21 protein-coding genes are annotated in these 18,363 nt (G+C 74.1%); 9 read left to right on the top strand and 12 right to left on the bottom strand.

Going from position 1 to position 18,363, the window contains the following annotated elements; all coding sequences use genetic code 11:
- Window positions 1-21: 21 nt before the first annotated feature.
- From ACIQFX_RS01705 to ACIQFX_RS01675, 7 genes are all read right to left on the bottom strand, one after another.
- Window positions 22-1,500: an APC family permease gene (locus ACIQFX_RS01705; RefSeq protein ID WP_402457714.1), complete on the bottom strand. Its 1,479-nt coding sequence runs from the start codon at window positions 1,498-1,500 to the stop codon at window positions 22-24.
- A gap of 191 nt (window positions 1,501-1,691) precedes the next feature.
- A complete protein-coding gene (locus tag ACIQFX_RS01700) occupies window positions 1,692-3,653 on the bottom strand; it encodes an FUSC family protein (protein WP_402457712.1) in 1,962 nt (653 codons plus the stop codon).
- A gap of 119 nt (window positions 3,654-3,772) precedes the next feature.
- Window positions 3,773-4,009, bottom strand: coding sequence for a DUF2630 family protein (locus ACIQFX_RS01695; protein WP_402457709.1), 237 nt, complete (start codon window positions 4,007-4,009; stop codon window positions 3,773-3,775).
- An 18-nt stretch (window positions 4,010-4,027) separates the two neighbouring features.
- On the bottom strand, window positions 4,028-4,945 hold the full coding sequence (locus ACIQFX_RS01690; RefSeq protein ID WP_402457706.1) for an endonuclease/exonuclease/phosphatase family protein: 918 nt from the start codon (window positions 4,943-4,945) through the stop codon (window positions 4,028-4,030).
- A 65-nt stretch (window positions 4,946-5,010) separates the two neighbouring features.
- Window positions 5,011-5,451: a hypothetical protein gene (locus ACIQFX_RS01685; protein ID WP_402457703.1), complete on the bottom strand. Its 441-nt coding sequence runs from the start codon at window positions 5,449-5,451 to the stop codon at window positions 5,011-5,013.
- 11 nt (window positions 5,452-5,462) lie between these two features.
- Window positions 5,463-5,888, bottom strand: a complete 426-nt coding sequence (locus ACIQFX_RS01680) for a hypothetical protein (RefSeq protein ID WP_402457700.1) — start codon at window positions 5,886-5,888, stop codon at window positions 5,463-5,465.
- A gap of 37 nt (window positions 5,889-5,925) precedes the next feature.
- Window positions 5,926-6,723, bottom strand: coding sequence for an alpha/beta fold hydrolase (locus ACIQFX_RS01675; protein ID WP_402457697.1), 798 nt, complete (start codon window positions 6,721-6,723; stop codon window positions 5,926-5,928).
- Between the two features lie 103 nt (window positions 6,724-6,826).
- Between ACIQFX_RS01675 and ACIQFX_RS01670 the strand changes: the two genes are divergently transcribed.
- On the top strand, window positions 6,827-8,158 hold the full coding sequence (locus ACIQFX_RS01670; RefSeq protein ID WP_402457694.1) for a PLP-dependent aminotransferase family protein: 1,332 nt from the start codon (window positions 6,827-6,829) through the stop codon (window positions 8,156-8,158).
- Window positions 8,159-8,221: 63 nt separating this feature from the next.
- Here ACIQFX_RS01670 and ACIQFX_RS01665 read toward each other — a convergent pair whose 3' ends face one another.
- Window positions 8,222-9,358, bottom strand: a complete 1,137-nt coding sequence (locus tag ACIQFX_RS01665) for a hypothetical protein (protein WP_402457691.1) — start codon at window positions 9,356-9,358, stop codon at window positions 8,222-8,224.
- Window positions 9,359-9,566: 208 nt separating this feature from the next.
- On the opposite strand from ACIQFX_RS01665, the gene ACIQFX_RS01660 reads away from it, so the two are divergent.
- From ACIQFX_RS01660 to ACIQFX_RS01640, 5 genes are all read left to right on the top strand, one after another.
- On the top strand, window positions 9,567-10,040 hold the full coding sequence (locus ACIQFX_RS01660; protein ID WP_402458545.1) for an RrF2 family transcriptional regulator: 474 nt from the start codon (window positions 9,567-9,569) through the stop codon (window positions 10,038-10,040).
- A gap of 101 nt (window positions 10,041-10,141) precedes the next feature.
- On the top strand, window positions 10,142-10,585 hold the full coding sequence (locus tag ACIQFX_RS01655; protein ID WP_402457689.1) for a RidA family protein: 444 nt from the start codon (window positions 10,142-10,144) through the stop codon (window positions 10,583-10,585).
- Window positions 10,586-10,665: 80 nt separating this feature from the next.
- Window positions 10,666-11,070 (top strand): hypothetical protein, encoded by a 405-nt coding sequence (locus tag ACIQFX_RS01650; RefSeq protein WP_402457686.1) that lies wholly within the window; start codon window positions 10,666-10,668, stop codon window positions 11,068-11,070.
- Window positions 11,071-11,235: 165 nt separating this feature from the next.
- A complete protein-coding gene (locus ACIQFX_RS01645) occupies window positions 11,236-12,204 on the top strand; it encodes an ATP-binding cassette domain-containing protein (protein WP_402457683.1) in 969 nt (322 codons plus the stop codon).
- Window positions 12,201-13,067 carry an ABC transporter permease gene (locus ACIQFX_RS01640; protein WP_402457680.1) on the top strand — a complete coding sequence of 289 codons (867 nt, stop codon included), beginning with the start codon at window positions 12,201-12,203 and terminating at the stop codon, window positions 13,065-13,067. The genes ACIQFX_RS01645 and ACIQFX_RS01640 overlap by 4 nt, the downstream gene beginning before the upstream one ends.
- A gap of 43 nt (window positions 13,068-13,110) precedes the next feature.
- On the opposite strand, the gene ACIQFX_RS01635 is transcribed toward ACIQFX_RS01640, so the two are convergent.
- The 4 genes from ACIQFX_RS01635 to ACIQFX_RS01620 all read right to left on the bottom strand — a co-directional run bounded on the left by ACIQFX_RS01635 (window position 13,111) and on the right by ACIQFX_RS01620 (window position 15,975).
- Window positions 13,111-13,482 carry a VOC family protein gene (locus ACIQFX_RS01635; RefSeq protein ID WP_402457675.1) on the bottom strand — a complete coding sequence of 124 codons (372 nt, stop codon included), beginning with the start codon at window positions 13,480-13,482 and terminating at the stop codon, window positions 13,111-13,113.
- A 114-nt stretch (window positions 13,483-13,596) separates the two neighbouring features.
- Window positions 13,597-14,151 (bottom strand): hypothetical protein, encoded by a 555-nt coding sequence (locus tag ACIQFX_RS01630; protein WP_402457673.1) that lies wholly within the window; start codon window positions 14,149-14,151, stop codon window positions 13,597-13,599.
- 113 nt (window positions 14,152-14,264) lie between these two features.
- Entirely contained in the window at window positions 14,265-14,888 is a 624-nt protein-coding gene (locus ACIQFX_RS01625) for an FMN reductase (protein WP_402457670.1), read from the bottom strand.
- Between the two features lie 4 nt (window positions 14,889-14,892).
- Window positions 14,893-15,975 carry an LLM class flavin-dependent oxidoreductase gene (locus ACIQFX_RS01620; RefSeq protein WP_402457667.1) on the bottom strand — a complete coding sequence of 361 codons (1,083 nt, stop codon included), beginning with the start codon at window positions 15,973-15,975 and terminating at the stop codon, window positions 14,893-14,895.
- A 110-nt stretch (window positions 15,976-16,085) separates the two neighbouring features.
- Here ACIQFX_RS01620 and ACIQFX_RS01615 point away from each other — a divergent pair, with 110 nt between their 5' ends.
- Genes ACIQFX_RS01615 through cobM form a run of 3 tightly spaced genes read left to right on the top strand, consistent with a single transcriptional unit; the run spans window position 16,086 to window position 18,304 of the window.
- A complete protein-coding gene (locus tag ACIQFX_RS01615; protein ID WP_367823530.1) occupies window positions 16,086-16,226 on the top strand; it encodes a DUF6126 family protein in 141 nt (46 codons plus the stop codon).
- 54 nt (window positions 16,227-16,280) lie between these two features.
- On the top strand, window positions 16,281-17,558 hold the full coding sequence (gene cbiE, locus ACIQFX_RS01610) for a precorrin-6y C5,15-methyltransferase (decarboxylating) subunit CbiE (protein WP_402457663.1): 1,278 nt from the start codon (window positions 16,281-16,283) through the stop codon (window positions 17,556-17,558).
- Window positions 17,555-18,304, top strand: coding sequence for a precorrin-4 C(11)-methyltransferase (cobM, locus tag ACIQFX_RS01605; RefSeq protein WP_402457660.1), 750 nt, complete (start codon window positions 17,555-17,557; stop codon window positions 18,302-18,304). The genes cbiE and cobM overlap by 4 nt, the downstream gene beginning before the upstream one ends.
- The last annotated feature ends 59 nt before the right edge of the window (window positions 18,305-18,363 follow it).

Here is an 18,363-nt window from a genome sequence, read left to right as displayed (position 1 = left end):
GGCCCAGGGGGCGGGGTGGGGTCAGAAGTCGGTGGCGTAGCTCTTCTCGTTGTCGCCGGTGCGGGCGCGGGGGGTCGCCGGGCCGGAGTCCTGGGTGGCGGCGAGGGCGCGGACGGCGTCCAGGCGGGCGGGGCGGTAGTAGTCGCTGCCCTTGCGCCAGTGGACGACGAGCGGGACGACGCCGAGGAGGAGTCCGCCGAGGCCGATGGCGAGGGCGGTGGAGGAGAGCATGCCGAGCGATTCGACGAAGGCCCACAGCATGAACCCGGAGCCGAGCAGCGGCCACAGGCCGCCGAGGATCAGGTTGCGTGCGGAGCGCAGCAGCAGCGACTTGTAGGCGACGACGGCGGCGATGCCGGCGAGGCCGTAGTAGAAGGCGATCTGGAGGCCGATCGCGGCGACGGCGTCGCTGAGGATGCGCTGCACGGAGCCGGCGGCCGCGGCGGCGGCGAACATGAGGAGGGCGGCGCCGCCGACGGTGGCGATGGCGACCCACGGGGTGTTCCAGCGGCGGTGCACGGTGCCGAGCGCGGCGGGCAGGGTCCGGTCGCGGCCCATGGCGAAGAGCGAGCGGGTGACCTGGAGGAGGGTGGTCTCCAGGGTGGCGACGGTCGACAGGAGGACGGCCACGACGAGGAGCTTGCCGCCGACGCCGGGCCAGATCTCCTGGCCGAGGACGGCGAGGACGTTGGGTCCGGCGGTGCGGATCTCCTCGGCGCTGAGGAGCACGTTCACGGCGACGGTGAAGGCCTCGAAGAGGACGAAGACGAACCCGACGCCGACGAGCGCGGCGAGTCCGGCGGTGCGCCGGCTGTTGCGGGTCTCCTCGCTGAGGTTGCTGGTGACGTCCCAGCCCCAGTAGTAGAACGCGGCGATCAGCGCGCCGGCGGCGAAGCCCTCGGGGCCGTCGAACCGGTCGAGCGCGAACCAGGACCAGTCGAAGGCGGTGGCCCGCCCCCGGTGGGCGACGGCGGCGAGCACGAAGCCGAGCAGGATCAGCATCTCGACGCCGGACATGATCAGTTGGGCGCGCACGGTGAGCCGGGCGCCGCCGAGGACGACGAGCAGCATCATCAGGAACCAGCCGGCGCCGACGGCGGCCGCGAGCGGGGTGTTCGCGGCGAGTTCGGGGTCGATCAGGGAGAGCGTGAGGGAGCCGGCGGGCAGCGAGCCGGCCACCATGAACACGGTGGCGGCGAAGACCAGCGCCCAGCCGGAGAGGAAGCCGAGGAAGGGGTGGAGGGTGCGGCCCACCCAGGAGTAGCCGGCGCCGGCGTTGACGTCGATGCGGCCGAGGCGGGCGTAGGCGAGGACGATGCCGAGCATCGGTATCGCGCAGTACAGCAGGGCCGCGGGGCCGGCGTAGCCGACCGCGCCGAAGAGGACGGCGGTCGTCGCGGCGAGCGAGTACGCGGGGGCGCTGCCGGCGACGGCCATGACGATCGTGTCGAAGGTGCCGAGGACGTTGGGCTGGAGCCCTCTGTTCGTGGTGGTGCGCATGGCGGGTCCTCGGGGCGCGGGGGGCAGGGCGAAGCAGCCCGTTCGCCGGGCCGGTTGCCGACGGCGGTGGGCGCGGATCACGGTGAATTCGAGCGCATCGTAGTCGCCCGGGTGGCTTCCGGTAACGGCGGTGGGGAAGGTTCCGTTCCGTGACCGCCGGTAAGTCCGCCGGTACGCCCCCTTGGGGAGGTTTACCGCAGGTCGGGACTGGCGATGGCGCGGGCCGCGCGGACCTCCTGGCGGAGCGGTTCGAGGACTCCGCTCTCGTCCCCGGGGAGTTCCGAGCGGACCTCGACGAGGGTGTCGGAGGCCCGCAGCCCGTCCGCGAGCTCGCGCAACTCGCGCTCCACGGCGGCGACCTCGGCCGGGTCGGGGGCGGGGGCGCCGTGGTCCACGCGGATCCGGGCCGCCGTCGTCGCGTCCACGATCCGCTCGACGGCCACCACGAGCGGCCACCAGGCCGCGGCCCGGGTGCCGGTGGGCGGCGGCTCGGTCAACGCGCGCTGGAACTCGGAGCGTACGGTCGACAGGTCCCGGTAGAGCTTGCGCCGGGCCCGGTGCCGGTCGGCGCGGGAGGCTCCCTCGGCGCCGCCGAAGGCCCGGGCCACGTAGGCGGCGGTGTCGGCGACCGCGTCCGCGAGCCGGTCCCCGATCCGGGTGTGCCAGGACTCGGGCCACAGGAGGTAGCCGGCGACGAGCGCGATGGCGCAGCCGATCAGCGAGTCGTAGAGCCGCGGCATGACCAGGTCGAAGCCCTGGTGGTTGAGGGTGTCGGAGAGCAGCAGGATGACCGGGGTGATGGCCGCCGTCTGGAAGGCGTACCCCTTCGCCGAGAACGCCGGGATGAGCGCGGCGAGCACGACCATCACGGGCACGTCCCACCATCCGCGCGGCACCTCGGACAGCACGAACGCGGCGAGCACGAGGCCGATCGCCGTGCCGGCCGCCCGCAGCACCGCGCGCGAGAACACGGACCCGAAGTCCGGCTTCATGACGAACGTGACGGTGAGCGCGACCCAGTACGAGCGGGGTACGGCGATCAGCGACACCAGAGCCTGGGCGAGCCCGATGCACAGGGCCAGCCGCAGCCCGTACCGCCAGGACGCCTCGGAGAACAGCACGGCCCGCGCCGTGCGGCGGGCCCGCACCCGGAGCGCGGCCGGGCGTCCGAGCCGGTCGTCCACGTTGTACGGGTCGGGGTCCGTCTTGTGCACGACGGCCGCGGCGTGCCGCAGCGCGTGGTCCACCGCCCGTTCCGCGGGCCGCTCCGGCACGGGCAGGCCGGCCAGGTCCGGTGTCCCCGTGCGCCCTTCCTCGACGGCGTCCGCCAGGTCGCGTACGGCCGCGGGGATCGCCGCCGGCAGCGGCCCGATCAGCCGGGCCCGCAGATGGGCGGCGGGCGCGGCCTCCAGGAGCGGGACGAGGACGTTCAGCTGGGAGAGCAGCCTGACCAGGTTCGGCGCCCGGCCGTGCTGGCGGGTCCTGCGGGCGAGGACCAGGTCGTAGGACTGGTTGAGGGAGGCGGTGACGTCCTGCCGCCGCTCGTCGTACGCGTCCGTGCCCGTCGCCTCGTACAGCGCGGCCAGGGAGCGGTAGGTCGCGGCCACGGCGCCGCGCTCGGGGGCGGCGCGGCGCAGCGGCCAACCGAGGAGCGTGAGGGCGAGGACGAACAGCCCGCCGAGGGTGAGGAGGAGGGGCGCCTTCCACCAGGGGCCCGGCATGGGGAGTCCCGCGCCCACCACGCAGTTGAGCAGGAGCAGCAGCCCCGACACGGAGGCGACCGCCCCGATCGACGAGATCATCCCGGAGACCATGGCGACGACCGTGAGCGCGCCGACGGCGACCCAGCCGTGCCCGAAGACGAGGGTGCCGAGGGTGACGCCGAGCGCGCCGAACAGCTGAGGCACCGCGATGTTGTACACCCGCATCCGGTACGCGTCCGCGGTGTCCCCGATGACCCCGGACAGAGCCCCCATGGAGACCAGCGCCCCGTACGCCGGCTGCCCGGTGGCGAGCCCCGCGGCCAGCGGCGCGGACAGGGCCACGGACGCGCGCACCACCGCCGCCCACGGGACCGGGGCGGGCGCCAGCTTCCACCCCGCGGTCAGCCAGGCGGGCGGGGCGAGCCTTCCGGCCCGTTCGGGTCGTGCCATGCCCCTAACGTACTTGTCCCCCTCCACGGCCCCCTCCCCCTCCACGTCCCCGCTCCACGTCTCCCCTCACGTCCTCGGCCCCGCCCCCGGTCACGTCCCGCGAGGCGCCCCCGGGGAGGTCAGTTGCGGTAGGACTCGACCTCGGAGGCGGGGCGGAGGGCCGCGGTGTCGGGGTCCTCGCCGAACTCGGATTTGGCGCGGCGCTGCCGGAGCAGGTCCCAGCACTGGTCGAGGCGCACCTCGAGGTCGGCGAGGCGGGCGCGTTCCTCGGGGAGGAGGCCGCCGGCGCGTCGGCGGAGGGTGCGTTCCTCCTCCACGAGGGCGCCGATGTCGTCAAGGATCTCCTCGTTGTCCATGCCTTCCAGCGTGGCGGATCAGGGCGGGGCGCGCAGGTCGAGCGTGGCGACGACGGCGCGGTGGTCGGAGCCCGCGATGTCGGCGAAGCGGACGGACCGGACGTGGAAGGCGTCGCTGACCAGCACGTGGTCGATCTGGACGAACGGGGGGAGGAAGCTCTCCAGGGGCCAGGTGGGGGTGCGGCCGACTCCCGCCGTCCGGGCCGCGTCGTGGAGGCGGCCCCGGTCGAGGACGGCGCGGAAGGCGGCGTGGTCCTGGGAGGCGTTGAAGTCGCCGGCGACGAGGGCCTGGCCCGTCCACCGGGCCGCGGTGGCGGCGACCCGGTCGAGTTCGCGCGTCCACAGGGGGACCTGGTGGGCGAGCGGCGGCACGGGGTGGGCGAGCTGGAGGCGCACGGGGACGCCGGCGATGTCGGCGGTGGCGCCGGGCATGCCCATGGTGGCGGGGACGTTACGCCGGTCGCGCAGGGGAGCGGCGCTGAGCAGGAGGGAGCCGGCGGAGCCGGCGGCGTCCACGGCGGCGCGGTGGGGGAGCTCGGTGGCGAAGGCGGTGGTCAGGGCCCGCCCGCAGGCGCGGTCGCATTCCGACACGAACACGAGTTGGGGGTGTTCCCGGCGGATGAGCTCGGCCAGCGCCGGGGTGCCCCCGCCGATTTCGACGTTGGAGGCGATGACCTTGATCCGGGCGAGGGTCCGGCCCGGGGGGTCGGTGGTCCGCGCGGGGTAGGGCAGGGAGGCCCAGGCGGTGGCGGCGAGGGTCACGGCGGCGAGGAGGCCGAGGCCGCGGCGGCCGGTCGCGGCGGCGAGGAGTGCGGCGAGTCCGGCGGGGACGGTGAGCCAGGGGAAGGCGGAGAGGAGTTGGGGGACGGGGGTGACGGCGTCCGTGTCGAGCAGCCGGCAGGCGGTGACCGCGGCGGGTACGGCGAGGAGCAGCACCGCGGCCCAGGCGGCGGTGCGGCGCCTGGGCCGGTGCGACGCGGCGTCTGCCGGCGGGGCGTCGTTCAGTGGCGGATGGCCTGTGCGATCTCGGCCGTGGTGGCGCCGGTGAGGGTGCGGTTGCTGCGGGCCGTGCCGGTCTTGGACGCGCCGGGTGCGACGCCGTCGATGTTCAGGACGACGGCGTCGAGGACGTTCCCGTCGCCGTCCTTGAAGTTGACCATGATCGTGTAGTCGGCGTTCGCGTCCTTGGGGTTGGTCGCGGTGATCTCGGCGACGGTGCGGTCCCCGTCGGTGCTGGTGGCGCCGGCCTTGACGTCGCCTCCGGCGTTGACGCCGTCCTTGACCTCGTTCATCTTCTCCTGGGCCGCCGAGGCGACGGCGGCGGTGGCGGAGGAGATGACGTCGTCGGCCGCGTCCTTGGCGGCGTCGCAGCCGGTGAGGGCGAGGGCCGTGGTGGCGGCGAGGGCGAGGGCGAGTCCCGTGCTGCGTCGGGTGGTGGTCATCGGGCGCGGCCTCAGAACGTCTCTTCGGTGCCGTACGCGTCGTCCGTGGCCAGGGCCCAGATCACGAAGATCGAGACGGCCATGGAGAAGAGCGCCCACCAGGGCTGGTAGGGGAGGAAGAGGAACTGGAAGAGGATGTTGAGCGAGGCGAGGGAGATGCCGGCGATCCGGCCCCACTCGGCGCCCTTCAGGATCCCGAGGCCGGTGATGGCGATGATGATGCCGAGGATGAGGTGGATCCATCCCCAGGTGGTGAGGTCGAACTTGAAGACGTAGTCGCCGACGCGGGTGTAGACGTCGTCCTCGGCGATGCCTGCGATGCCCTGGAAGACGTCCATGAAGCCGGTGACCAGCATGAGGACGCCGGCGAAGAGGGTGCCTCCGGACGCCCAGGCGCCGGAGGTGCTCTGTTTGCGGGGTGCGGTGTTCTGGCTCATGGCCCCATCGTGCGAGCGTTCGTACGATCGCGAACTTTCAGCTGGGCCGAAGGAGTGAGCGGAGGAAGGCGTCGAGCGCCGCGTCGAACTCCTCGGGCCGTTCGAGGTTGGGCAGGTGGGCGGCCCGTTCGACGACGACGAGGGTGGAGTCGGGCAGCAGGGCGTGCAGGTCCTCGGCGTCCGCGACGGGGGTGTACGTGTCGTCCCGGCCGACGACGACGAGCGCGGGGACGGTCGCGGCGGCGAGGGTCTCCCGGTAGTCGGGGCGTTCGGCCCGGCCGCGGAGCGCGGCGGCCGCGGCGACCGGGTCGGTGGCGCACATCATGCGGTGGACGTGGGGTGCGGCGTGCGTGTTGTACGGGGCGACCATCCGGTCGAGGACCTCGTCGGCGTAGCCGCGCATGCCGTCCCGCAGGAGGCGGTCGGCCATGGCGTTCCTGATCCGCTTGCCCTCCTCGGTCTCGGCGGCGGGGAAGGTGTCGGCGAGGACGAGGCCGCGGACGCGTCGGGGGTGGCGGCGGTAGAGCTCCATGGCGATCTGGCCGCCCATGGACAGGCCGGCGAGGACGCACTGCTCGACGCCCAGTTCGTCGAGGAGTTCGACGAGGTCCTCGGCGAACTCGCCGAGGTCGGTGGATTCGGTCATGGCGCCGAGCGGGGTGTCGCCGTAGCCGCGCAGGTCGGGGGCGATCACGCGGTGGGTGCGGGAGAAGCGGTCGATCTGGGGCTGCCACATGGTGTGGTCGAAGGGGTGGCCGTGGACGAGGAGGAGGGCGGGGCCGGTGCCCCGGTCCTCGTAGAAGACGCGGGTGGCGAGGGTTTCGGCGACGGGCATGTCCGCAGGCTAGGCAGCCCCACGGACTCGGTGCAATAAGATCTTTGCTCTCGGTGCAATGGGTCGGGGCGCGGGACCCCGGCGTCCGGTGAGGGGGTTCCGGGTGGAGGAGTACCGGCGGATCGCGGACCGGGTCGAGGCGGCCGTACGGGAGGGCCGGCTGCGGCCCGGCGACCGACTGCCGCCGCAGCGGGTGTTCGCCCGCCGCCACGGCATCGCGAACTCGACGGCGATCCGCGTGTACGGGGAGCTCGCGCGCCGGGGCCTGGTCGTCGGAGAGGTCGGGCGCGGCACCTTCGTCCGCTCCGCGCCGCCGCTGCCCGGTCCCGCGCTCGCCGAGGCGACCGGCGCGGCGCCCGTCGACCTCCAGCTCAACTACCCCGTCGCGGAAGGCCAGTCGGAGCTGATGGCCCGCGCGCTCGCCGCGCTGGCCCGGCCCGACGTGCTCGCGCAGGCCGTCTCGGGTCCGGCCGCCGCGACCGGCACCCCGGAGGCCAGGGAGGCGGCGGCCGCCGTACTGGCCCGGCCCGGCTGGGCGCCGGACCCCGAGCGGGTCCTCTTCGCCGGGAACGGCCGGCAGGCCATCGCCGCCGCGCTCTCCGCGCTCGTCCCGCCCGGCGGCCGGCTGGGCGTGGAGGCGCTCACGTACCCCCTGGTCAAGGCGGTCGCCGAGCGGCTCGGCATCCGGCTCGTGCCGCTCGCCCTGGACGAGGAGGGCGTGCGGCCCGGGGCGCTCGCGGCGGCCCACCGGGCGGCGCCGCTCGCCGCCGTCTACCTCCAGCCGACCCTGCAGAACCCGCTGTCCGCGACCGCCGGCGAGGGGCGGCGGGCCGAACTCGCCGAACTGCTGCGGAGCCTGGACCTGACGGCCGTCGAGGACACCACCTGGGCCTTCCTCGTGCCCGACGCGCCCGCGCCGCTCGCGGCCCACGCGCCCGAGCGGGTGCTGCTGGTGGACAGCCTCTCCAAGCGGCTCGCCCCGGGCCTGACCGTCGGCTACCTCGTGGTGCCCGGGCGGCTGCGGGCCGCCGTCGCCGACGCCCTGCGCTCCGGCGCCTGGACGGCGGGCGGTCTGGCCCTCGCGGCCGCCACCCGCTGGGCCGGGGACGGCACGGTCGCCGAGGCCGTCGCGGCGAAGCGGGCCGAGACGGGGGCCCGGCACGCCCTGGTCCTGCGCCGGCTCGACGGGTTCGCCCTCCGCACCTCCCCGCACGCGTACTACTGCTGGTGGGAACTGCCCTCGTCCTGGCGGGCCGAGACCTTCACGGCCGCCGCGGCGGACCGCGCGGGCGTGGCCGTCACCCCGGGCAGCGCCTTCGCGGTCGGCCCCGGCACGGCACCGGACGCCGTCCGCGTCGGCCTCGCCTCGCCGCCCCGAGCGGTCCTCGACGGGGCGCTGGCGCGACTGGCGGAGCTCGCGGCGGAGCGCGGCTGAACGACCGGTGCCCCGCCCGGGGCGGGGCACCGGGCCCCTGGTGAGGGGTGGGCCGTGCGAGGGTCAGGCGGCGGCGGCTCCGCGACGGCGGAACAGGGCCAGGGCGACACCGGCCGCGCCTGCTCCCGCCAGGGCCGCGCCGCCCGCGAAGGCCAGGGAGCGGTCGGCGGCGACCGGCTCCGGGCCGGCGGCGACCGCGCCCTTGGGGACGACGGAGGTCTGCGCGACGACGGCGGCTCCGGTGCCGGTCTGGGTCGCGTGCTGCGCGGCGGGCGCGGCGGTGGCGCCCTGGTGGGTGCCGGTGCCGGTGCTCGGGGTCGTGTCCGAGGGGGTGGCGCAGTCCTTCGGGACCGCCGGGAAGGCCACGCCGTCCCACGGGATCGGGCCGCCGTGCACGCGCATCTGGAGCATCGGCACCGCCGGGGCCGGGTCGAGCAGACCCTTGATGCGGGCGCCGCCGTAGAGGGCCGTGTCGTGGCCGCGGTCGAGGACCGCGATGACCTTGCCGTCCTGGATGAGCTCGGCGACCGGGCCCTCGGGGCTGTTCGACAGGGCCAGCTCGACCTCCTGGAAGGGCGAGGCGGCGTACCGGGTCACCGTGCAGCCCTTGCGGACGTCGTGGAAGTCGCCGCCCGCCAGCGGGTTGTTCCAGGACTTGACGGTGCCGTCGGCCTCCAGGACGACGAAGACGGAGCCGAACTGGTCGCCCGCGCCGCTGCCGTCCGCCTTCAGGCGGCCGGTGAGCTTGCCCTGGGGGGAGTGGAGGTCGGCGAGGTAGGCGCCGCCGCTCTTGCGGTAGAGCTCGGCGTAGCCGCCGTCGGCGAGCGGGCGGCGGCCGAGGCTGGTGCCCGCCGTCCCCTCCGGGCCCTGCTCGCCGAGCTGCCCGTCCTGCGTACCGCCGGTGGAGCCTTCCGTCGAGCCGGTGCTGGCACCGGTCCCCGTCCCGGTGGCCGGGCGGGTGCCCTTGTCCGTGCCCGTGCCCGTGCCCGTGCCCGTGCCCGGGCCGTCGGCCTTCGGGGTTCCGGTGGCGGGGGCCGTGGTGGCGGTGGGCGCCACCGGCGTCAGGGTCGAGGTGACCGCCGGGCCGGTGGTCGGGGTCCCGGTCGGGGCGGGCGTCGCGGCGAAGGCGCCTGCGGCCGGGGCGAGGACGGCACCGGCGAGGGCGGCGGTGGTGATGGCGGTGCGGAGGGCGGTGCGCATGACGACTCCTGGACGACAGGTGTGGAAGAGGAGAGCCGCATGCCGTCTGCTCGTTCGGGTGGGGCCGTTGGAGGTTCGGCGGGCTGCGTGAACAAAGTTACGGATCTTGTGCGACGGAGCCTTCGTCGTCGTGTCACGAGCGTGTGACAGGCGTCTCATCCCCTCCTTGCCCTTCCTATTCTGGATATGTAAAGTCCAGATTATGAAGATGAGTGAGGGCGTGGAATGGGCCCTGCACAGCTGCCTGAACCTGGCCTGGATCGGGCCCGAACGCGCGGTCCCGGCCGCACGCCTCGCGGCGTACCACGAACTGCCCGCCGCCTATCTCAACAAGCAGCTCCAGGCGCTCGCCCGGGCCGGCATCGTCACCTCCGTCTCCGGCCCCAAGGGCGGCTTCCGGCTGGCGCGCGGCCTGGACCGGATCACGCTCATGGACGTCGTCACCGCCGTCGAGGGCCCCGACGAGGCCTTCCGCTGCACCGAGATCCGGCAGCAGGGCCCCGGTGCGGGACCGTCCGGCTCGTACGCCGCCGAGTGCGCCATCGCGGGCGCCATGGGTCGGGCCGAACTGGCCTGGCGACGCGAGCTCGTCTCCCAGACCCTGGACGACGTGCGGGAACGGGCCGAACTCCAGGCGCCGGCGGCACCCGAACGGATCCGGCAGTGGTTCGCGGACGCCTGACCCGACCGGCGCACCCCATTCCGGACCCCGCGCATCCAGTTCGCGGACACCCCTCCGGCCGCCCGTGAGGCGGCCGCCCTCCTCGGAAGGAACGATCACCCATGACCGACCGGACGACCGCTGCCGCGACCACCGCCCCGACCGATCACCGGGTCGTCACCAACCCCGCGACCCTCCACGACCCCACCCCCTTCGGCTACAGCCACGCCGTCTCCGCGCCGGGCGAACTCGTCTTCATCGGCGGCCAGTACGCCTCCGACGCGACCGGCGCGCCCGTCCCCGGCGACTTCGCCGCCCAGGTGGAGCTGTCGTTCGAGCGGCTGCGGCAGGCCCTGGAAGGCGTCGGCCTCGGGTTCGCGGACGTCGTCCGCCTCGGCTCGTACGTCGTCGACCACGACCTCGCCAAGCTGGAGGTCCTCGGCAAGGAACTGCACGCGCGCTTCGGCGACCGGCTGCCCGCGCAGACCCTCAGCGGGGTCGCGGCACTGGCCCTGCCGGGCATGCTCTTCGAGGTCGACGCGGTCGCCGTGCGGCCCGCCGGCTGATCCACTTGCGGGGCGCCGGGCGGGGGTGTGCCCTGGAGGGTGCGGGAACCAGGGGGGCGAGAGACGAAGGAGCTCCTGCCATGGCCGCACACGCAGCGGCGCCCGCCGGGCGCCGGATCACCACCCACGGCTGGGCGGGCCCGGTCGCCGTCGGCATCCTCTACGGCCTCTACGCGGCCACCATCGCCCGTCAGGGAGGCCCGACCACGCTCGGACAGCTGTGGCTCGGCCTGATCTCCGCGATCGTCCTCGCGGTGGGGATCCGCACGCTCCACCGGCACGGCCGCCGCCTCCCCCGCGAACTGCACGCGGCCGCCTGGGGCAGCCTGTCCGGCATCGCGGTCGGGTTCCTCTTCAGCCTGTCCGACGCCAGCATCCTGTCCTCCAGCGGCCTCGGCCTCGCCTTCGGCGCGGTCAACGCGCTCGGTGCCTACTACATCTACTACACGCACGAGGACGCCCAGGGCCGCCCCGCGCCGTACTGACCCCGCTCCCGCCCCGGGGCGCCGGACCCGCGGGCCCGGCGCCCCGCCGCGCCCGCCCCCGTCGTTTCCGCCCCCGTCGCGCCCGCCCCGCCGCGGCCCGGCCCGCCTGGCGGGACCGCGCGGGCCGACGGAGACTGGGAAGAGCGGCCTGAGGGAGGAGACGGGATGACCGACCTCGCCATCGAGACCGAGGGCCTGGTCAAGGTCTTCGGCACGAACCGCGCCGTCGACGGCGTCGACCTGCGGGTCCCCGCCGGAACCGTCTACGGGGTCCTCGGACCCAACGGCGCCGGCAAGACCACCGCGGTGAAGATGCTCGCGACCCTGCTCCGCCCCGACGGGGGCCGGGCCAGGGTCTTCGGCAAGGACGTCGTCGAGGACGCCGACGCCGTGCGCGGCCGGGTCAGCCTCACCGGGCAGTACGCCTCCGTCGACGAGGACCTGACCGGCACCGAGAACCTCGTCCTCCTCGGCCGGCTCCTCGGCCACACCCGCCCCGCCGCCCGCGAGCGCTCCGCACAGCTGCTCACCGCCTTCGGCCTGGAGGAGGCCGCCGACCGGCAGGTCAAGCACTACTCGGGCGGCATGCGGCGGCGCATCGACATCGCCGCGTCCATCCTCAACACCCCCGACCTGCTCTTCCTCGACGAGCCGACGACCGGACTCGATCCGCGCAGCCGCAACCAGGTCTGGGACATCGTCCGCGCGGTGGTCGCCCAGGGCACCACCGTCATGCTCACCACCCAGTACCTGGACGAGGCGGACCGGCTGGCCTCCCGCATCGCCGTCATCGACCACGGGAAGGTGATCGCGGAGGGCACCAAGGGCGAGCTGAAGGCGTCCGTCGGTTCCGGGTCGGTGCACGTGCGGCTCCGGGACCCCGGGCAGCGGCCGGCGGCCGAGCGGGTCCTCGCGGAGGCCCTGGGGGCCGGCGTCCAGCTCGACCCCGACCCGGTCGCGCTCACCGCCACCGTCGACGGCCACGGCACCGACCTCGGCGCCGCCGAGCAGGCCGCGCGGGCGCTCGCGGAGCTGGCGCGGGCCGGGATCACCGTCGACGACTTCGCGCTCGGACAACCCAGCCTCGACGAGGTGTTCCTGGCGCTGACGGACAGGAAGGGAACGACGGCATGACCACCGTCACCACCGGCAAGGACAAACGGGCCGCCGACACCGCGGACTTCGTCGCCCCCCGGGCCGACGAGCTCGCCGCCCTGCTCGTGGGGCGCTCCCGCCCGCCGCGCCCGAGCGCCCTCGCCGCCTCGATGACCTTCGGCTGGCGGGCCATGCTCAAGATCAAGCACGTGCCGGAGCAGCTGTTCGACGTGACGGCGTTCCCGATCATGATGGTGCTGATGTACACGTACCTCTTCGGGGGCGCGCTGGCCGGCTCGGTCTCCTCGTACATCCAGTTCCTGCTGCCCGGCATCCTCGTGATGAGCGTCGTGATGATCACGATGTACACCGGGATCTCCGTCAACACCGACATCGAGAAGGGCGTCTTCGACCGCTTCCGCACGCTGCCGATCTGGCGGCCCGCGCCGATGGTCGGCTACCTCCTCGGCGACGTGGTGCGCTATCTGATCGCCTCGGCCGTGATGCTGACGGTCGGCATGCTCATCGGCTACCGGCCGGACGGCGGGTTCGTCGGCGTGGCGCTCGGGGTCGTGCTGCTGCTGGTGTTCTCGTTCGCGTTCTCGTGGATCTGGACCATGTTCGGGCTGCTGCTGCGCAGCGAGAAGTCCGTCATGGGCGTCTCGATGATGGTGATCTTCCCGCTGACGTTCCTGTCCAACGTCTTCGTCGATCCGCGCACGATGCCGGGCTGGCTCCAGGCCTTCGTGAACAACAGCCCGGTGACCCATCTGGCCACGTCGGTGCGGGAGCTGATGGCGGGCGAGTGGCCGGGCGCCGACATCGCCTGGACGCTGGGCTGGTCGGCGCTGTTCGTGGTCGTCTTCGGCGCGGTGACGATGCGGCTCTACAACCGCAGGTAGGGCGGGGCCGCGATGCGGCTCTGCAACCGCAGGCGGGGCGGGGTCACTTGGCCCGCGGGGTGGTCTGCTGGACCGCCCAGCGGTTGCCGTCCGGGTCGGCGAAGTAGACGAACGAGCCCCACGGCTGGTCGTCGATGGCGCCGACCTCGACGCCGCGGGCGGTGAGGTCCGCGTGGGCCTCCTCGATGTCCGCGACGACGACCTGCATGTTGTCGAGGGAGCCCGGGGCCATCTCCGTGATGCCCTTGCCGAAGGCGATCGAGCAGGCCGAGCCCGGCGGGGTCATCTGCACGAAGCGGACGTCCTCGCCCACCGGGATGTCGTGGTCGGTGTGGAACCCGACCCGCTCGTAGAACGCCTTGGCCCGGTCGATGTCGGTGACGGGCACGCCGATCAGTTCCAGCTTGATGTCCATGAGGGCATCATGCGTCGGGCGGCGGCCCGGCGCACGGCGTGCGGAGCGGCCGGACGGGGCGTCCAGGGGGTGCCCGGCCCGCCGGTCAGGCGCACTCGTCCGCCTCTGCATGCCCTACACGCACGAGGGCGCACAGGGCCGCCCCGCGCCGTACTGGCGGCGTCCGGCGCCCCGGCGCCTGCGGTGGTACGCGACGGCCACGGCGGCCAGCAGCACGGGCCAGGCCAGGAGCGGCGTGTAGCAGGTGATCAGCAGGGCGTCCTGGGCCGGTGTGGCCGGGATGCCCGGGCCGAGGTCCGCGTAGGAGGCGTATGCGCCCCAGCCGGCGAGCGCGCACAGCCCCGCGACGCCGGCGAAGGCCGCCGTCGTCGCGGCGGTCGCGTTCACCCGGCGTCCTCCGAGGAACGGCATCCACCGGGGGAAGACCTCGCCCCAGGAGCGGACGAGCCCCAGGGTGAGGAAGGCGAGGAGTTCGGACACGACGCTGAGCGAGACCACGTACACGGACTCGCCCAGGCCCATCGTGCCGAGCTCCGCGTCCTGTGTCACGGGCAGCCCGGCGACCAGCGCCAGGCGCCACAGCCCGGACGGCAGGACGATCAGGGGGACGGCGTGCGCGGCGAGTACGGCCCAGCGGGGGACGTCGGGAAGTGCCTTCTGCTTCGTCATGCGTCCAGCGTCCCGCCGCCCCCGCGGCTCGGGCGTCGGCCGCGGGGCCGTTCCTCCTCCGCCGCGCGGGGGAGGCGGGGTCCTTCCGGCGGCTGTCCGGCCGCCGGGCCGGATCAGTCCAGGCGCAGATCCGCCAGCTGGCGTTCGAAGGGGACGACCTCGTCCTCGTCGACCGTCCGGGACGGCCGCGCCGCGACCGCCTCGGCCAGTTCGCGGCCCGCCCGGGTGATCCGGGACGGCAGCCCGTCCGTGTACTCGTCACCGCCCGAGCCCCAGTCCTCCGACGCCGCGTACACGGCGGTCGGGACGGTCAGGGCGCGCAGGTAGGCGAAGAGCGGCCGCAGCGCGTGGTCCAGGACCAGCGAGTGGCGGGCGGTGCCGCCGGTCGCCCCGACGAGCACCGGGGTGCCGGTCAGCGCCGTCGGGTCGATCAGGTCGAAGAACGACTTGAACAGACCGCTGTACGAGGCCGTGAAGACGGGGGTCACCGCGATGACGCCGTCCGCGCCGGTCACGGTGTCGATCGCCTCCTGGAGATTCTCCGAGGGGAAGCCGGTGACGAAGTTCTTCGCGATGTCGACGGCCAGGTCGCGCAGTTCGACGACCTGGACGTCGACGGCGTACTCCTGCTCGGCGAGCCGGTGGCGGGCGGCCTGGAGCAGCCGGTCGGCGAGCAGTCGGGTGGAGGAGGGCGCGCTGAGTCCGGCGGACACGGCGACCAGCTTCAACGTCTGCACGGTGTCAGACCTCCTCGGTGGTGCGGGTGACGGCGGGGTGGAGCGGGGCGGTCTCCGGCACTCCGGCCGGGCGCAGGTTCGCGAACTCCTTGCGCAGCACCGGGACGACCTCCTCGCCGAGGAGGTCGAGCTGCTCCAGGACGGTCTTGAGGGGCAGCCCGGCGTGGTCGACCAGGAACAGCTGGCGCTGGTAGTCGCCCACGTAGTCGCGGAAGGAGAGGGTGCGCTCGATGACCTCCTGCGGCGAGCCGACGGTCAGCGGGGTCTCCCGGGAGAACTCCTCCAGGGACGGGCCGTGGCCGTAGACCGGCGCGTTGTCGAAGTACGGGCGGAACTCCCGTACCGCGTCCTGCGAGTTCTTGCGCAGGAAGACCTGGCCGCCGAGGCCGACGATCGCCTGCTCGGGGGTGCCGTGGCCGTAGTGCGCGTACCGCTGCCGGTAGAGGCGGACCATCTTCTCGGTGTGCTGCTTGGGCCAGAAGATGTGGTTCGCGAAGAACCCGTCGCCGTAGTACGCGGCCTGCTCGGCTATCTCGGGGGAGCGGATGGAGCCGTGCCAGACGAACGGCGGGACGCCGTCGAGCGGGCGCGGGGTGGACGTGAAGCCCTGGAGGGCGGTGCGGAACTTGCCCTCCCAGTCGACCACGTCCTCCCTCCACAGCTTGTGGAGCAGCGCGTAGTTCTCGATGGCGAGCGGGATGCCCTGGCGGATGTCCTGGCCGAACCACGGGTAGACCGGGCCGGTGTTGCCGCGGCCCATCATCAGGTCGACGCGGCCGTCGGCGAGGTGCTGGAGGGTCGCGTAGTCCTCGGCGATCTTCACCGGGTCGTTGGTGGTGATCAGCGTCGTGGACGTGGACAGGATCAGGTTCTCGGTGCGGGCCGCGATGTGCCCGAGGAGGGTGGTGGGGGAGGACGGCACGAACGGCGGGTTGTGGTGCTCGCCGGTCGCGAAGACGTCGAGCCCGACCTCCTCGGCCTTGAGCGCGATGGCGACGGTGTCCTTGATGCGCTCGTGCTCCGTGGGGGTACGGCCGGTGGTGGGGTCGGTCGTCACGTCGCCGACGGTGAAGATCCCGAACTGCATCGTGCTCACCTCTCGCGGGATGGTGCCTCGCGGCTTGTTGGTTGAATCTTAAACTGTTATGTCCAACGGCGCGACCCCCCGACCTGTTCCCGGGTCGTACCCTGGACGCCATGACCGAGAAGACCTACGACAACGAGCGCTGGAAGGAGCGGGGCGTCATGCTCCGCGTCTTCGTCTACGTCTTCGCGACCCACGCCTTCGCCGGCTTCGTCTGGCTCCTCTTCTACGTGGGACAGAACGCCCAGAAGTGACCGTCCGGCAAGGGTCCGGCAAGGCCCCGCACGGGCTCACGTAGAGTCCCCGACGTGAACGCTGCGATATCGGTGGTGTCGGTCGTCGGGATCGGCGCGGACGGCTGGGACGGGCTCCCCGGGAACTCCCGCCGGGTCCTGCGCGACGCCGAGGTCCTCATCGGCGGCCCCCGCCAGCTCGACCTCCTCGACCCCGCCGAATGCGGCGGCGAGCGGATCGCCTGGCCCACCCCGCTCCGCCCCGCCGTCCCCGGACTGCTCGCCGCCCACGAGGGCCGCGCGATCGCCGTCCTCGCCAGCGGCGACCCGTCCTTCTACGGCATCGCCCGCACCCTCGCGGAGACCGCCGGGGCCGACCGCCTGCGCGTCCACCCGCACCCCTCCTCCGTGTCGTACGCCTGCGCCCGGCTCGGCTGGGCCCTGGAAGCCGTCGAGACCGTGTCGCTGGTGGCCAGGCCCCTCGCCGCGCTCGCCGCCGCCCTCCACCCCGGCCGCCGGCTCCTTGTCCTCGGCGAAGGCCCCGGCACCCCCGCCGACGTCGCCGCGCACCTCAGCGCGACCGGCTGGGGCGGCACCCGGATCCGGGTCCTCGAACAGCTCGGCGGCCCCCGCGAGCGGATCCTCGACGGCACCGCCGCCGACTGGCCGCACGCACGGACCGACGCCCTGCACGTGCTCGCGCTGGACTGCGTGCGCGACCCGGGCACGCTGCGGCTCGGCGCGACGCCCGGCCTCCCCGACGAGGCGTACGAACACGACGGACAGCTCACCAAGCGGTACGTGCGGGCCGCCACGCTCGCCGCCCTCGCGCCCGCCCCCGGCGAACTCCTCTGGGACATCGGCGGTGGCTCCGGCTCCATCGGCATCGAATGGATGCGGACCCACCGCTCCTGCCGGGCGCTCGCCGTCGAGAAGTCCCCGGAACGCGCCGCGCGCATCACCCGCAACGCCGACGCGCTCGGCGTCCCCGCCCTGCGGGTCGTCACCGGACCCGCTCCCGCCGCCCTCGCCGGGCTCCCCACCCCCGACGCCGTCTTCATCGGCGGCGGCCTCACCGCGCCCGGGCTCCTCGACGCCTGCTGGGACGCGCTCCCCGCCGGCGGGCGGCTCGTCGCCAACACCGTGACCCTGGAGTCCGAGGCGCTGCTCGCCGACCGCCACCGCCGGCACGGCGGCGAACTGGTCCGGCTCGCGGTCTCCGCCGCCGTCCCCGTCGGCGGCTTCACCGGCTGGCGCCAGGCGATGCCCGTCACCCAGTGGTCCGTGACCAAGGGCTCCCCGGCCGAGGGCCCCGTGACCGAAGGCTCCGTAACCAAGGAAGAGGAAGCATGACCGTCTACTTCATCGGAGCGGGCCCCGGCGCGGCCGACCTCATCACCGTGCGCGGTGCGCGGACCCTGGCGAAGTGCGGCACCTGCCTCTACGCCGGCTCGCTCGTCCCCACCGAGCTGCTCGCCGAGTGCCCGCCGGACGCCACCCTGATCGACACCGCCCGGCTCGACCTGGACCGGATCGTCGCCGAGATCGCCCGCGCCCACGAGGCCGGACACGACGTGGCCCGGCTGCACTCCGGCGACCCGTCCGTCTTCAGCGCGGTCGCCGAGCAGATGCGCCGCCTGGACGCGCTCGACATCCCGTACGAGGTCGTGCCCGGCGTCCCGGCGTTCGCGGCGGCCGCCGCCGCGCTCAAGCGGGAACTGACCGTGCCGACCGTCGGTCAGACCGTCATCCTCACCCGCATCGCCCAGCAGGCCACCCCGATGCCCGAGGGTGAGGACCTCGCCACCCTCGGCCGCAGCGGCGCCCTGCTCGTCCTCCACCTGGGTGCCCGCTACGTCGACCGGATCGTCTCCGAGCTCGTCCCGCACTACGGCGCCGACTGCCCCGCCGCCGTCGTCGCGATGGCCAGCCGCCCCGACGAGCTCGTCCTGCGCGGCACCCTGGAGGACATCGCGGACCAGGTGAAGGCCTCGGGCATCACCAAGACGGCCGTCATCCTCGTCGGCCGCACCCTCGCCGCCTCCGAGTTCCGCGACAGCCACCTGTACGACCCGGCCCGCGACCGCCACACCTGCTGACGGGCCCGGCGGCACCGCCACGGCCCCGCACACGACGACGGCAGGCACGACGGCCCCGC

Source organism: Streptomyces sp. NPDC093089 (genome assembly GCF_044754405.1).
Lineage (GTDB): Bacteria > Actinomycetota > Actinomycetes > Streptomycetales > Streptomycetaceae > Streptomyces.
This window is presented reverse-complemented; position numbering and strand designations above follow the sequence as displayed.